Raw genomic sequence first — 12,737 nt, forward strand, 5'->3', positions numbered from 1 at the left:
ACCGCGATTGGATCTCGCGGCCGTCCGGTGTCGCGGCTGTGTGCATGGCCGGGGCGGAAGGGGGTACTCCGCACTGCGGGCGCGTGCCCTTCATTTTGTGTGGAAAACGCAACTTTTATGTGTTTGTGGAGAAGATCTGGGAGCACCAGAGTGGCTGGAGGTTGATAACAATGGTTCCCCTGATTCTGGTGCTTCTTCTGGCTCTGCTTCTCTTCGGCGCGGGTTTCGCGTTGAAGGCGCTGTGGTGGATCGCGGTCATCGTGCTGGTGGTCTGGCTGCTCGGCTTCGTGCTCAAGCCCGCCGCACGCGGTGGCCGCAGGGGCCGCTGGTACCGATGGTGACGCGAGCCTGATGGCAGCACATGCCTGATGCCGGCACATGGCTGATTGCGGCACAGAGCGGCACGACGCCACGGGCGGTGGCGTAGGTGCCTGAGGGTGGGCCCGACCTGGGACGGTCGGGCCCACCCTCTTGTGCGTCGAGGTGCCCTTTCCGTACGCGGCTCAGGCGCGGCAGCGCAGCATCTCCAGCGGAGGGTTGGCGCGGAAGTCCGCCCAGTAGTCCGCACCGAACTCACGCACACCGGCTTCCGTGACCGTCAGCGACACCCAGGCCAGGTCACTGAAGCCGGCCGCCTGCAGGCACTTCTCGTAGACCTCGCGACGCGGCAGGTTGGCGACGAACGAGACCGGTTCAGGGTCGAGCAGCGCCGTGGTCCGCACCTGGCGCCCCGTCTCCACCACCTCTCCGGTGAGTTCGGTGCGGAAGCCGTACTTGTCGGGACCCGGCCCGTCGAAGCGGAAGTCGGGCGACTGGTTGAGCAGGAACAGCTCGCCGCCCGGCTTCATGCTCCGGTGGATGTTGCGGCACATGCGTTCCGTCGTGGCGATGTCCGAGGCGTAGTTGAGCAACTGGACGGCCAGCGCGATGTCGAAGCGCCGGCCGGGCGGCCGCAGCTCGGCCACGTCGCCGACCTCGTAACGCACCCCCAGCGGCTGGCGCTCCTCCAACTGCTGTGCCACGGCGACCATTTCACCGGAGATGTCGATGCCGAGGACGTCGGTGGCGCCGCGCCGCTTGAGCTCCCGACTGTAGAAGCCGGTCCCGGAGGCCAGGTCGAGAACCGCCTTGCCCCGCACCTCGCCGACCATCGCCAGGAAGCTGGGCACTACGGCGTACTGCTCGAGCGGCAGGCCCTTGAACCCCTCGTACGCCTCACCGATCTCGTCGTACTGCTGCTGCGCACTCATGGTGCTGCCCTCCGTAGGTATGCCCTCGGACGCGAACCCCCGTGACCGGGCAAGCCGCGACCCTTGTTGGGCAGTCTCTACGGGGCCCGGCGCACCTCCGTACTGGCAGAACCCACGAAGATCCGGGCATCGCCCCGGCTCCGGGCACAAGGAGGGGGCGCCCTTGAGGCGCCCCCTCCTTGTGTTCGAACCTGATCAGGATTGCGGCGCCGGCTTGGGTTCGCCGGGGTTGACCACCGCGATGCCTTCCCCCTCCAGTTTCAACTGCACGGCTTCGCCCGAGCCGCCCTTGACCATCGAGCCGACGCTCTGGGAACGGTGCAGCGACGCGCGCAGCGGGGGACTCCAGGCGACGACGGCGTCGGTGTCCACGTAGACGGGCGCGTCCGGGGTGACAGGCAGTACCAGTGGGACGCCCGCACTGGTCAGTGCCAGGCGGCCGGTGCCGGTGAACGTGCAGTTGAACAGGCCGCCGCCTGCCATTCCCGCGCCCTTGACGGTGGTGATGTCGTAGTTCAGCGAGGCATCGAAGCACAGGATGTTCTTGCCGTTGACCGTGAGGCCGCGGTTCTCGTCCACGTCGACGAGGAAACAGTGCGCCGCGTCGGAAGCGAACCACGCCTCGCCCTCACCGCTGACCGTCATCAGGGCCAGGCCCTCACCGGTCACCGCGCGCTTGAGGAAGTTGCCCACGCCCTGTCCCTGCCGCTCGAACTCCAGCGCGCCCCGCCAGGCGACCATCGTCCCCTGCCGAGCTCTTGCCTCGCCCTTGACGGCGTAGCGCACCGTCATGGCGTTGTCCTGCGTGAGCCCGGGGGCCGACGCGGGTTGGATGAGATTCTCGGGATCGAAGAGATTTCGCTGCATGCATTTTCCCGTACCCCGTCAAGTCGCCCTCAGGCGCGCGGAGTTGGGTAGCGGGCCGTGCTCACCGCTCGTTGCCCGCCCATGGTGGATCGCGGGGTGGTTACGCGCCGAGTCCGGCCTTCTTCGCGTCCTCGATGCGGGTTCGGCGGCCCCAGGAAGTGAACGGTGGCCGGACGTAAAGCAGTTCGTCCCCATCGGGGCGGACGAGGACACCACGGCCCCCGGGACCCGGGCACCACCACACCGAGCCGTCCTGGTCCCCGACGGCTTGCCGGGCCCGGTCCCGGGTCGCGAGGACGAGCAGCGCGCACAACTCACCGGACGGGTCACGCAGGACGACCCCGGCGCCCTTCCAGCGGTGGGGCGGGAACTGATGGGCGCGCCGGGAAAGCCAGGGGCCTGCCTTCAGGAACTGCCGCATCCGGGCATTGGCGTAGAGGCCACCCGCACCCACCCCGATGCACACGACACCGGCGGCAGCCAGACGGCTGCCCACGCCTTCGATCCACTCGATGCCTCGGGTCGCGCCCATCCAGGCCGCGAGAACGCACACGACGGTCGCGACGACGCCTATCAGCAGCCACCGCAGGGAACGGCCGCGGTGCCGCGCCAGCGCACGGGCGGTGCGCGAAGAGTGCAGCGCGGGTGGGCCCGTCTCCGGCCTCACGCGCGTTGTCGCCTGACCCTCTGTGTGCTCGCTCATGGTTCTCCCACCATGTGTCACTGCGGAGGCGTCCAAGTGACTCCCGGTTACCCGGTTGCGGGTGCTCCAAGCGGGGTTGTGTGGTCGCGCGGACTGCGGGTACCTGCTTGGGCCAGGACCCGAAGGGCAAGAAGGAGACACAGTGAGCGATCGGATTCCGGCTTCCCCCGGCGAGGACGGCAGCACGCCCATACCCCGGGATCCTCCCGACCAGCAGGCGACGGATGAGCCGGACGCCTGGGACCTGGACGTGGGCAAGGCGGCCGACGAGGCCGAAGGCGGCGACAGCGACAAGACGGATGACGTCCCCGACACGAATGAGGGGGGCACCGCCAGGCGCGGCGAGTCGCGGGCCCTGGAGAGCCACGCGGAAGAGCCGGTGCCGGACGAGCCCGCAGGCTGACGTAGGCCATCTGAAACTGCCTGAAGGGGAAGCGGCCGTAAGCGGAGGCTGCTGGAAGGGGACGAGCTGAGGCACTGGTCTCAACCCAGGCCTCAGCCCTCCCCGGCCCCGAGGCCGGCAACCCGCTCCAGCGCCAACCGGCTCTCCTCATCCGCAGGGCGGTAAATCACCAACTGCTGGTCGGGATCCTGGAGCGGCAGCAGCGTCTCGAAATGCACCGCGATCTCGCCGACGACGGGATGCCGCATCACCTTGCGTCCACGGCCGTTGACCTTGACGTCGCGCTGAGCCCACAACCGCGCGAACTCCTCGTCGCGAGCCATGCATTCGGCGATGAGGTCGGCCAGCACCTGATCCTGCGGATGCGCGGCCCACGCGGTGCGCAGATGGGCGATTGCCTCCCGTACGACGCGTTCGCGGTCGACGTAGAACTCCCGCATCTCCGGACGCAAGAGACACAGCCACATCGCATTGCGCCGCGCCGGCGGCAGGGTGTCGAAGTCCAGCAGCAGCCGGGCCATTTCGGCGTTCCAGGCCAGGATGTCGTAGCGGTGGTTCATCACCATGGCCGGGAGCGGCGCCAGGTCGGCGACCAGGTGGGCCAGCGGCGGCGCGGCAGTGGTGGCGGGCTTGTCGGTGTCGCGGCGGCGCTGGCGGGTCAGGTCGAAGAGGTAGCCGCGTTCGTCGGGGGCCAGGCGAAGCGCCCGGGAGAGCGCCTCCACCACGTCCACCGAGGGCCGCAGCCCCCGGCCCTGCTCAAGCCGCACGACGTAGTCGACGCTCACCCCGGCCAGTTCGGCGACCTCCTCACGGCGCAGCCCCGGCGTCCGACGCGCCTGCCGACGCGAGGGCAGGCCGAAATCGTCGGGGTCGAGGCGTTCGCGCCGGGTCCGCAGGAACGCGGCCAGCTCCTGGGTCGCGTCCATGTCGCGGGTCGTCATGCTCGATCCAACAGCCAGGGTAGGACCGCTGTTCCCAGGAAGTTGTGACCCTTACCCCTGGCTCGCGGCGGTCGCAGGCTGGTCCGTAACGGATCACCAGCACGATCACCAGCACAGGAGGACACCATGTCGCTCACCCTCGACACCTACCGGCTCCTCGGCCGCTCAGGGTTGCGGGTCTCGCCGCTGGCCCTCGGCGCGGCCACCTTCGGGACCGAGTGGGGCTGGGGCGCCGAGCCGGACGAGGCGCGCAAACTGTTCGACCTGTACGTCGAGCGAGGCGGCAACTTCATCGACACCGCCGACACCTACACCAACGGCAGCTCCGAACGCCTCCTTGGCGAATTCACCCGCGGCAACCGCGAAAGTCTGGTCCTCGCGACGAAATACTCGACGCTGCGCCGTCCCGGCGACCCCAATTCCGGGGGAAGTCACCGCAAGAATCTGTTCGCCTCGGTGGAATCCAGTCTGCGCCAGCTGAACACCCACTACATCGACGTGCTCTATCTGCACCTGTGGGATGTCACGACGCAGGTCGATGAGATCCTGCGCGGCATGGACGACCTGGTCCGGCAGGGCAAGGTCCTCTACGTGGCCATGTCCAACACCCCGGCCTGGCAGGTGTCGCGCATGCAGGCGGTCGCCGATCTGCGGGGCTGGTCACCGCTGGTCGCGTTGCAGATCGAGTACAACCTGATCGAGCGCACCGGGGAACGCGACCTGATCCCCATGGCACGCGAGATGGGGTTGGGAGTGATCCCGTGGTCACCGCTGGCCGGCGGAGTGCTCGCCGGCAAGTACAGCCGCGCCGACCTGACCGCGTCCGACGTCCCATCCGATGTCGCGTCCGGCGACGGCACCCGCAAGAACCTCACCATCGCGGGTGGCGCGCTCACCGAACGGAACCTCGCCATCGTGGATGCCGTGAAGGAGATCGCCACGGACCTGGGCCGCACACCGGCCCAGGTGGGCCTCGCCTGGACCCTGCGGAACCCGGGCGTGACAGCGCCGATCATCGGCGCCCGCACCCCTGCGCAGCTGGAGGACAACCTGGGCGCCCTGGAGGTCGACTTCACCGCCGCCCAACTGGAACGTCTCGACGAGGTCAGCGCGATCGCACTCGGCTTCCCGCACGACCTGCTCGCCGGCGAGAGGGTCCGCACGCTGATCCGGGGCGACCGGAAGGTGGAGGGCCGCCACTGATACGCACATGAACGACTGATACGCGCAGGACAGGAACGAGGGGGCGCGTCCGCGTGGCCTGCGTCAGGACTCGTCATGCGTCAGGAATCGCCGTCTGCCTCCAGTCGGCGCAGGCAGTCCTCCCAGCGCTCACGCCGTTCGGCGGGGGTCTGCTCCCACCAGGCGGTGCCGCGTTCCCCCAGTCCCGTCTTGGCGAGCTGCACGCGGGCTCGGGCCGCTTTCCGTGCGTCCTCGTCCTCGCCTGCGGCGCCGACAGCCCTGCGGGCCGCCATGAGGTGGTGCGTCAGACGCGTTTCGATGTCGTCGGGCAGATGAGGGTCGGTGGCCCGCCAGCGTCGTCCCTCGATGACGATGAAATGGCCGTCCTCGGTGTATTGCTTCTTGTCTGTCGCCACGTGGCCATCATTACCCCGAGTCGGTGCTACGTGCGGTGCTCCGTGAGGCCCGCCAACCGGTCGTCCCGCCATTCCTTCAGGTTGCCGACCGGAATTGCGTGAGCGAGCTTGGTGAAAGCAGAGAGGGCTCTGCTTGAAGAAAGCAGAGAGGGCTCTCGAGGGTGTGCCCGATCCCAGCCGTTCGATTCTCAGGAGGAACGATGACCAACCCCGAGCAGGATCCGAACCAGAACGAGGGTCCCGCCGACGGCGGTGCGGCGGGCACGCCGGGCGTCCACGACGGCGGCGCTGACGGTGGGGCCGAGGGCCCTGCGGACGGCGGTGCGGCGGGTACGCCGGGTGTCCACGACGGTGGCGCCGACGGTGGGGCCGAGGGCCCTGCGGACGGCGGTGCGGCGGGTACGCCGGGTGTCCACGACGGTGGCGCCGACGGTGGGGCCGAGGGCCCCGCGGACGGTGGCGCCTCGGGCACGCCGGGCGTTCATGACGGAGGTGCCGACGGCGGAGCCGGCGGCTCTTGAGCATCCCCGCGACCGAGCTTCAGGGCGCCGACGCCGCAACAGGCGTCGGCGCCCTCAAGCCACTCCAGAAGCCGCTCCTGGAGCCGCTCCTGGAGACACGGCTGACCGGCCTGAGTCAGGACGAGTTCGCACGCGACGTCTGGGCGCGCACAGCGCTGCTCACCCGCCGTGCGAGCGACTTCTCCGACCTCTTCTCCGCCGAGGCCGTGGACGAACTGACCTCGCGTCGCGGGCTGCGTACGCCCTTCCTCCGCGTGGCCAAGGACGGCGCCACGCTCCCCGAGTCGTCCTACACCTCGTCCGCCGGTGTGGGGGCCACCATCGGGGACCAGCTGGACGACACCGCTCTGTGGCGCATGTTCGCCGACGGCGCCACCCTGGTCCTGCAAGCGCTGCAGCGCACCTGGGGGCCGGTCGCGGACTTCAGCGCACGGCTGAGCACGGAGCTGGGCCATCCGGTGCAGGCCAACGCCTACGTCACTCCGCCACAGAACCGCGGGTTCGACGACCACTACGACGTACACGATGTGTTCGTCCTTCAGATCGAGGGCACCAAGCGCTGGCTGATCCGCGAGCCCGTCCATCCGGACCCACTGCGCGATCAGCCCTGGACCGATCGCCGCAGCGCCGTCGCCGAGGCGGCGAAGAGCGAGCCCTGCATCGACACCGTTCTGGAGCCCGGCGACGTCCTCTACCTGCCGCGGGGCTGGCTGCACGCCGCCCAGGCGCAGGGCGAGGTCTCGATCCACCTGACGCTGGGAATCCACAGCTGGACGCGTCACGCCCTGGCCGAACAGCTCGCCCAGGCCGCACTGGCGGTGCTGCGCGAGGACCCCCAGATGCGCGGCACCTTGCCCCTGGGCGTGACCGGGCCGGACGACGAGATCGACGTCGTCCGCGAACGCCTCGTCGCCGCCCTCACCAAGGCCGATCCCGCTCCCTTGTTCCACCGCACCCGTCGGGGCCATGGCCGGCCCGCGGCACTGGGCCCGCTGGCCCAGCTCAAGGCCGTCGAAGGCCTTGGACCCCGCTCACGGGTGAGGCTTCGCGGGGAGCTGGAAGCACGGCTGGAGGACCGGCGTCTGGCCACGCGCGTGGGCTGGCTGGACTTCCCGGAAACCGATCTGCCGTCGGTGGCCCGCATGCTCGATGGCGAGGTCCGCACCGCCGACGATCTCGGCGTCGATCTCGTCGAGAGACTGCTGCGCGCGGGCGTACTGGTGCCCGTGGAACAGTGACGTGGCCCCGGTGACAGCGGCAGAACGCTTCTTCTGCGCTGACGCCGCGCGAAAACGCGCCGACGCACTCGCGGGCACAGCACCGTACGGCTCCGTCTGGGTCCTCATCGAATACCGGGGCGGCTGGCCCCCCAACGGTTTCGACGGCCTCGACCTCGACCCCTCCACCAAGAAACTCGTGTTCTCCGCTGCCCAGGCGGTACGGGCACGCGTACTGCTCATCAGGCGGCCCGGACGCCGTAACCACGACGGCCCGAAACGCTGGGCCGTGCTGCGCCACGAGAACTCCGGTGCCCACCGCCAGAGATGGGGCACATGGAGTGTCGACGAGGACCTGTCGGACATCGCCGAAGCCCTCAACACCCCCGGAGAACTCGGCCGCCCACCCGTCGTCCTCGTCTGCGCCCACGGCCAGCACGACACCTGCTGCGCCGTGCGCGGCCGCCCGGTGGGAGGTGCTCTCGCCGAGCGGTGGCCGCACCTGGTGTGGGAGTGCACTCACGTCGGCGGCGACAGATTCGCGGCCAACGTCGTCGTCGCTCCCGACGGCGTCTACTACGGCAATCTCGACGCCGCCTCATCGGTGACGGTGATCGAAGAGCACCTGGCCGACCGCATCGACGCGACGCATCTGCGCGGCTACACGGACCTCTTCCCGCCGCAGCAGGCCGCTCTCTCAGCCGTGCTCGAACGCTTCGGCCCGGCCGGACGCCACGACTACGAGGTAATCGACACGGCCCGCGAGGACAACCACTGGCGCATCCGCTTCACCGGCCGCCCACCCCACCCGACAACCATCGACGTCGAGGTCCACTCCCACCGCACACCCCCGAGCCAACTCACCTGCCGCGGCCTGTCCATGAGCTCCGCCGCCGTCTACGAGGTCACGTCGATCGGCGTCGGCTGAGCCGATTTCTGCCACCGACATGCCCCCGTTGGGCCGGTGGGTGTGGCGTGAGGGGGCTCAGGGGTAGCAAGGTGACGAGATCGAGGTACGGCGGTGGGGGTTTCCTGGTGGATATCGCGGCCTTGGTGGTGTCGCTTCTGGCCTTTGGGGTGTCGGGCCTGGTCTCCCTCCGACAACTGAGGCTGTCGCAGCACGCCAACGCACTGCCCGTGATCGTGGATTTGTTCCGAGAGCATCGCAGCCTGCGGCTGGCACGAGCACGGAGCTTCGTCCATGAGGAACTGCCCGCCTACGACCTTTCACTTGGCCTGGACGGGCTTCCGCAGGAAGGCCGTGACCTGGTGCGCGAGCTGGGCTGGTATTACGACAACCTCGGTGCCCTTGTCACCCACGGGGTGGTGGCCATAGAGCCGGTCTCCGGCTACCTGGGAGGATCGGTGCTCTCGGTATGGGAGCACATGGAGCCGCTGGTGAGGGCGGAACGGGCCAGGCGTGCACGAAGTGCCCTGCCAGATCCCGAACGGTGGCAGGCGTATTTCGAGAACCTCTATCACCTGGTCCGCGAGATGCCCGCGGAACGAGCCCGGTCACAGGCACCGTTGTGGCGTCCGCCCAACTGACTGCAGACAAACAAGCGAGCGTGCCACCGAAAAGGAGGGTCGGTGGCACGCTCGCTCGGGCCGTGTCGAGCCGGGGGCTCTTACGGTGTTACGCGGCTGGTCAGCGGTTGACGCAGGTGTTGCCGAACGCCGGGTTGAGCAGGCCGATGACGTCGACGGTGTTGCCGCACACGTTGACCGGGATGTGGACCGGGACCTGAGCCTGGTTGCCCGAGAGCACGCCCGGCGAGCCCACGGCAGCACCCTGGGCACCGGCGTCAGCGGATGCCAGACCAGCAGCGCCCATCACGAGGCCACCGGTGGCCAGCACCACGCTCATCGTCTTCTTCATGGCAGACATACTTCTTTCTCCTTGGGTTCGATCAGGCAAAAGGCGCCAAGCCAGCCTCAACAGACATCGCGCGGCCGGAGCACCCCGCTTCTTGGGCGCCTGCGCTGGTCAACGCCCTGACCGGACTCCGGACACGCCCAGTCCCCCAAATGCCGAACCCAAGGCTGAATCGTTCGTCAGTTCCCGTTGCCGGGGCGCGGGATGACCGGCAGTTCCCGGTGGCCGTTGGAGATGAACGACTCCCCGGGGCGCAGCGTGGACGCGGGGGCGGCCAGGGCGAGATCCGGGTAGCGGGTGAACAGCGCCCGCAGCGCGGTCTCGGCCTCCATCCGCGCCAGGGCGGCGCCGAGGCAGACGTGGACGCCATGGCCGAAGGCCAGGTGATTCTTGCTGATCCGGGTCAGGTCGAAGGTGTCGGCGCTCGGGCCGTGCAGGTCGGGGTGACGGCCCGCCGCCGCGTAGGAGGCGAGGATGGCCTCGCCCTGACGGATCGTGAGTCCCTGCGCCACCGGGATGTCCTCGACCGCGAACCGCATGGGCAAGTGTGCGACGGGCGCCTCATAGCGCAGTGTCTCCTCGACGACGTCCGTCCACGTGCTCTTGCCCTCGCGGATCAGCGAGAGCTGTTCGGGGTGGCTGAGCAGCGCCGCGATGGCCTGGTCAAGGAGGTTGACGGTGGTCTCGTAGCCCGCGCTGATCACGAGGAGGAGAGTGTCGAGGAGTTCCTGCTCGGTCAGCGCGGAGCCGTCGCCGTCCTCGCTGTCGTCCCGGGTTGCGATGAGGACGGAGGTCATGTCCTCGCCGGGATCGGCACGCTTGGCCGCGACCATGTCGGCCAGGATCGCGTACAGCTCCTTGGTGTTGTCGGCGGCCTGATCGGGGCTGAGCGTGGTGTCGAAGACTCCGTCGACGGTACGTCGGAAGTCCGGCTGGGAGTGGTCGGGAAGCCCCATGAGTTCGCTGATGACCCGGATGGGAAGCGGATAGGCGAAGCGGTCGCGCAGATCGGTGGGCTCTCCGGCGGGCACGGTGGCGAACTCGTCGAGCAGTGCGTGGGATATCGCCTCGATGCGCGGCTGCAGGGCGGCGATGCGGCGCGCGGTGAAGGCCGGGCTGACCAGACGCCGCAGGCGCCGGTGGTCGCCGCCGAAGGCGGTGAACATGTTGTCGACGGCCACCCACAGGGCGAGCGGCCAGGTGCCGAGGACCTTGTCGGGGAAGAGCGGCCAGTGCTGCCGGGGGTCCTTGGAGACCCGGGGATCGGTGAGCAGCTGTTTGAGCAGGGCCGGGTCCGTCACGGCCCAGGCCTCGACCCCCAGGACATCGACGCGGGCGGCCGGGCCGCGCGAGCGTAACTCGGCGTCTTCCGCGTGCCGGTCGCTGCCGGTGGCGTCCAGGACGAGGATCTGGTGCGGGTCCATGCGGGAGCTCCTCAAGGTGTGGGGGTCAGGGCGGTGCGCGGCGGTCGGCGGCAGGGGACGGCAGGCTCCATCTCGGCTGGTACGTAGCGGAGTTGCTCGATGGTGGCCGGGCAGGAGATACAGTAGTTGTCCATCTGCGGGCGGGTGAAGGCCACTTCGGGGCGGGTGACCTCGGGTGGTCGCGGCCGGCTCGGGTGGTGTGGATGGCGCGGCGATCCGGTGATGTCCCGGGCCGGTGACTCCGGCGTGGCGGCCGAATGGCGGCGTCCTTCGGGGCGGTCGTGCAAGAGATCGAATGGCTGCGGCGCGTTGACCGCCGAGGGCGCGCGGTGCCGGTGGATCATCGGAATGTACGGCGCATGCTGGAGCCCCCTGGTCACCTGGGAGGCGCTGCTGGAAGAGCGCCACGCGAGGGAAGAGGAAGAGAGCTGCGAGCGCGCCGAGCGCGACCGTCGCCGCGCGGAGGAAAGAGACTGCAATGACCGACGCCATCGTCCTGCTCGGAGTGGTCATCGGATTGTCCGTGCAGATCCAGGCGGTGTGGGACCTGAGCCGTGCCCCTCGCGAGGGGGAGGACGCGGATGCCGTGCAGGCGCAGGCGATCCTCCTGGCCATGGCGGGAGCGCTGTGCGCTGTCGTGGCGCTGGGTGTGGCGCTTTTCGTCCCGGCTTACTGAGCGCCTCGGCTTCTTGCCGGTGTGCCGGTGTGCTGGCGCTGTCGCGGTACGGAGCGCGTCCCCCTGTCAGGCTGTCACCCCCTGTCACCCCTATTACTCATGGGTAACTTGGCGTAGGGTGCTGCGGGCGCGGCCAGCAGGCCCGCCGGCTGTGCAAAGGCAGCCACCGCACGGCAGACGGGCTGGCGCACCACGCAGCCCGGGGAACAGAAAGGACCCGTCCTCATCACCGCATCACGTCGGCTTCGCGCCGCAGTGCTCCCGCTGGCCCTGGTCGCCTCCGCAGCCGCCCTGGGCACCGGAGCCGCAATGGCCGCGCCTCAGGACGAGACCTCAAAGCCCGCACCGCAGGACGAGGCCTCCAAGGCCGCGCCGAACACGACCGAGCAACGCCCCACCTGGGCCATCGCCCACCGGGTGCTGACCACGGGCGGGGTGACAACGGCGCTCTCCAACGGGGCCAACGCACTGGAGATCGACGCCACGGCCTGGCGCAAGGGCTGGTGGGCGGACCACGACGGCACCCTAACCAGCGCCGGCGACACCATGTCGGACATGTTCGACCAGGTGGCGAAGGAGCACGAGGGCGGGCGGCGCGTCTCCTTCGTCTGGCTCGACATGAAGAACCCCGACTGGTGCGACAGCAGTGACCCCGAGTGGCGCCACTGCTCTGTGGCCGCGCTGCGGGACATGGCGCGCGAGAAGCTGGAGAGCAAGGGGATCCGGGTCCTCTACGGCTTCTACGGCACGGAGGGCGGCAGTGGTTGGAAGAGCCTCCTCGGTGACCTGAAGCCCAAGGAAGCGGTCAGCTACAGCGGCGACTACGCGAACGTCCGGGACGGCTTCGCCGAGCACGGGCCCGATGTCCCCGGCAAGCAGCGCGTGATGGACAACGGCCTGTTCAACATGGCGCTGAAGTTCGGCGGCATCCGCAAGGAACTCGAGGCCGGCAGGCAGGCCAGGGATGCCGGAGACCTCGCGCAGACCGTGGGCTGGACGGTGGGGAAGGGCGACAGGGAGCGCGCCGCCACGCTGCTCGACTCCGCCGACGGCAGCGCCGCCGTGGACAGCCTGATCTACGGCAACCGGATGTCGTGCTACCCCGACGGCGTCACCGGCCCGAAGGGCTGCGGCGCCGACGACAGCGGGGTGCGGGAATCGCTCTCGTACATCACGGACTACGTCAAGGACCACCCCGGCACTCGCCGCATGGCCACCCCGAAGGACATCCCCTTCGGCAGCTGACGGCGACGGCCCAAGG

The 12,737-nt window shown here is 69.3% G+C and carries 16 protein-coding genes; 8 read left to right on the plus strand and 8 right to left on the minus strand.

The annotated features are described in order from the left end of the window. The first annotated feature begins 170 nt into the window (after positions 1-170). On the plus strand, positions 171-341 hold the full coding sequence (locus tag AB0I66_RS39885; RefSeq protein WP_363212975.1) for a hydrophobic protein: 171 nt from the start codon (positions 171-173) through the stop codon (positions 339-341). A 162-nt stretch (positions 342-503) separates the two neighbouring features. Here AB0I66_RS39885 and AB0I66_RS39890 read toward each other — a convergent pair whose 3' ends face one another. From AB0I66_RS39890 to AB0I66_RS39900, 3 genes are all read right to left on the minus strand, one after another. Further along, a complete protein-coding gene (locus AB0I66_RS39890) occupies positions 504-1,250 on the minus strand; it encodes a class I SAM-dependent methyltransferase (protein ID WP_363212976.1) in 747 nt (248 codons plus the stop codon). A gap of 195 nt (positions 1,251-1,445) precedes the next feature. Continuing rightward, on the minus strand, positions 1,446-2,117 hold the full coding sequence (locus AB0I66_RS39895) for an AIM24 family protein (RefSeq protein ID WP_363212977.1): 672 nt from the start codon (positions 2,115-2,117) through the stop codon (positions 1,446-1,448). Positions 2,118-2,217: 100 nt separating this feature from the next. Next, the gene (locus tag AB0I66_RS39900) at positions 2,218-2,820 is read right to left on the minus strand and encodes a hypothetical protein (RefSeq protein ID WP_363212978.1); all 603 of its coding nucleotides are present in this window, start codon (positions 2,818-2,820) and stop codon (positions 2,218-2,220) included. A gap of 142 nt (positions 2,821-2,962) precedes the next feature. On the opposite strand from AB0I66_RS39900, the gene AB0I66_RS39905 reads away from it, so the two are divergent. Next, positions 2,963-3,223 (plus strand): hypothetical protein, encoded by a 261-nt coding sequence (locus AB0I66_RS39905; RefSeq protein ID WP_363212979.1) that lies wholly within the window; start codon positions 2,963-2,965, stop codon positions 3,221-3,223. A gap of 92 nt (positions 3,224-3,315) precedes the next feature. Here the strand turns inward: AB0I66_RS39905 and AB0I66_RS39910 are convergent, their stop codons facing one another. After that, positions 3,316-4,164, minus strand: a complete 849-nt coding sequence (locus tag AB0I66_RS39910; protein ID WP_363212980.1) for a helix-turn-helix transcriptional regulator — start codon at positions 4,162-4,164, stop codon at positions 3,316-3,318. A gap of 126 nt (positions 4,165-4,290) precedes the next feature. On the opposite strand from AB0I66_RS39910, the gene AB0I66_RS39915 reads away from it, so the two are divergent. Continuing rightward, the gene (locus AB0I66_RS39915; protein WP_363212981.1) at positions 4,291-5,367 is read left to right on the plus strand and encodes an aldo/keto reductase; all 1,077 of its coding nucleotides are present in this window, start codon (positions 4,291-4,293) and stop codon (positions 5,365-5,367) included. 80 nt (positions 5,368-5,447) lie between these two features. Here AB0I66_RS39915 and AB0I66_RS39920 read toward each other — a convergent pair whose 3' ends face one another. Further along, a complete protein-coding gene (locus AB0I66_RS39920; RefSeq protein ID WP_363212982.1) occupies positions 5,448-5,762 on the minus strand; it encodes a hypothetical protein in 315 nt (104 codons plus the stop codon). 188 nt (positions 5,763-5,950) lie between these two features. Further along, on the minus strand, positions 5,951-6,247 hold the full coding sequence (locus tag AB0I66_RS39925) for a hypothetical protein (protein WP_363212983.1): 297 nt from the start codon (positions 6,245-6,247) through the stop codon (positions 5,951-5,953). A 113-nt stretch (positions 6,248-6,360) separates the two neighbouring features. Here AB0I66_RS39925 and AB0I66_RS39930 point away from each other — a divergent pair, with 113 nt between their 5' ends. The 3 genes from AB0I66_RS39930 (at position 6,361) to AB0I66_RS39940 (ending at position 9,048) form a co-directional block, all read left to right on the plus strand. Then, complete coding sequence (locus AB0I66_RS39930) at positions 6,361-7,521, plus strand: cupin domain-containing protein (RefSeq protein ID WP_363213075.1); 1,161 nt, start codon at positions 6,361-6,363, stop codon at positions 7,519-7,521. Between the two features lie 10 nt (positions 7,522-7,531). Beyond that, entirely contained in the window at positions 7,532-8,428 is an 897-nt protein-coding gene (locus AB0I66_RS39935) for a sucrase ferredoxin (RefSeq protein WP_363212984.1), read from the plus strand. Positions 8,429-8,535: 107 nt separating this feature from the next. Beyond that, positions 8,536-9,048 carry a hypothetical protein gene (locus AB0I66_RS39940; protein WP_363212985.1) on the plus strand — a complete coding sequence of 171 codons (513 nt, stop codon included), beginning with the start codon at positions 8,536-8,538 and terminating at the stop codon, positions 9,046-9,048. Positions 9,049-9,148: 100 nt separating this feature from the next. Here the strand turns inward: AB0I66_RS39940 and AB0I66_RS39945 are convergent, their stop codons facing one another. Together AB0I66_RS39945 and AB0I66_RS39950 are read right to left on the minus strand one after the other, a co-directional pair. Further along, on the minus strand, positions 9,149-9,388 hold the full coding sequence (locus AB0I66_RS39945) for a chaplin (protein ID WP_361834940.1): 240 nt from the start codon (positions 9,386-9,388) through the stop codon (positions 9,149-9,151). 167 nt (positions 9,389-9,555) lie between these two features. Next, a complete protein-coding gene (locus AB0I66_RS39950) occupies positions 9,556-10,800 on the minus strand; it encodes a cytochrome P450 (protein WP_363212986.1) in 1,245 nt (414 codons plus the stop codon). Between the two features lie 478 nt (positions 10,801-11,278). On the opposite strand from AB0I66_RS39950, the gene AB0I66_RS39955 reads away from it, so the two are divergent. Together AB0I66_RS39955 and AB0I66_RS39960 are read left to right on the plus strand one after the other, a co-directional pair. Then, positions 11,279-11,476, plus strand: a complete 198-nt coding sequence (locus AB0I66_RS39955; RefSeq protein ID WP_363212987.1) for a hypothetical protein — start codon at positions 11,279-11,281, stop codon at positions 11,474-11,476. 309 nt (positions 11,477-11,785) lie between these two features. After that, positions 11,786-12,721, plus strand: a complete 936-nt coding sequence (locus AB0I66_RS39960) for a phospholipase (RefSeq protein ID WP_363212988.1) — start codon at positions 11,786-11,788, stop codon at positions 12,719-12,721. The last annotated feature ends 16 nt before the right edge of the window (positions 12,722-12,737 follow it).

The organism is Streptomyces sp. NPDC050439 (assembly GCF_040655335.1).
Classification (GTDB): domain Bacteria; phylum Actinomycetota; class Actinomycetes; order Streptomycetales; family Streptomycetaceae; genus Streptomyces.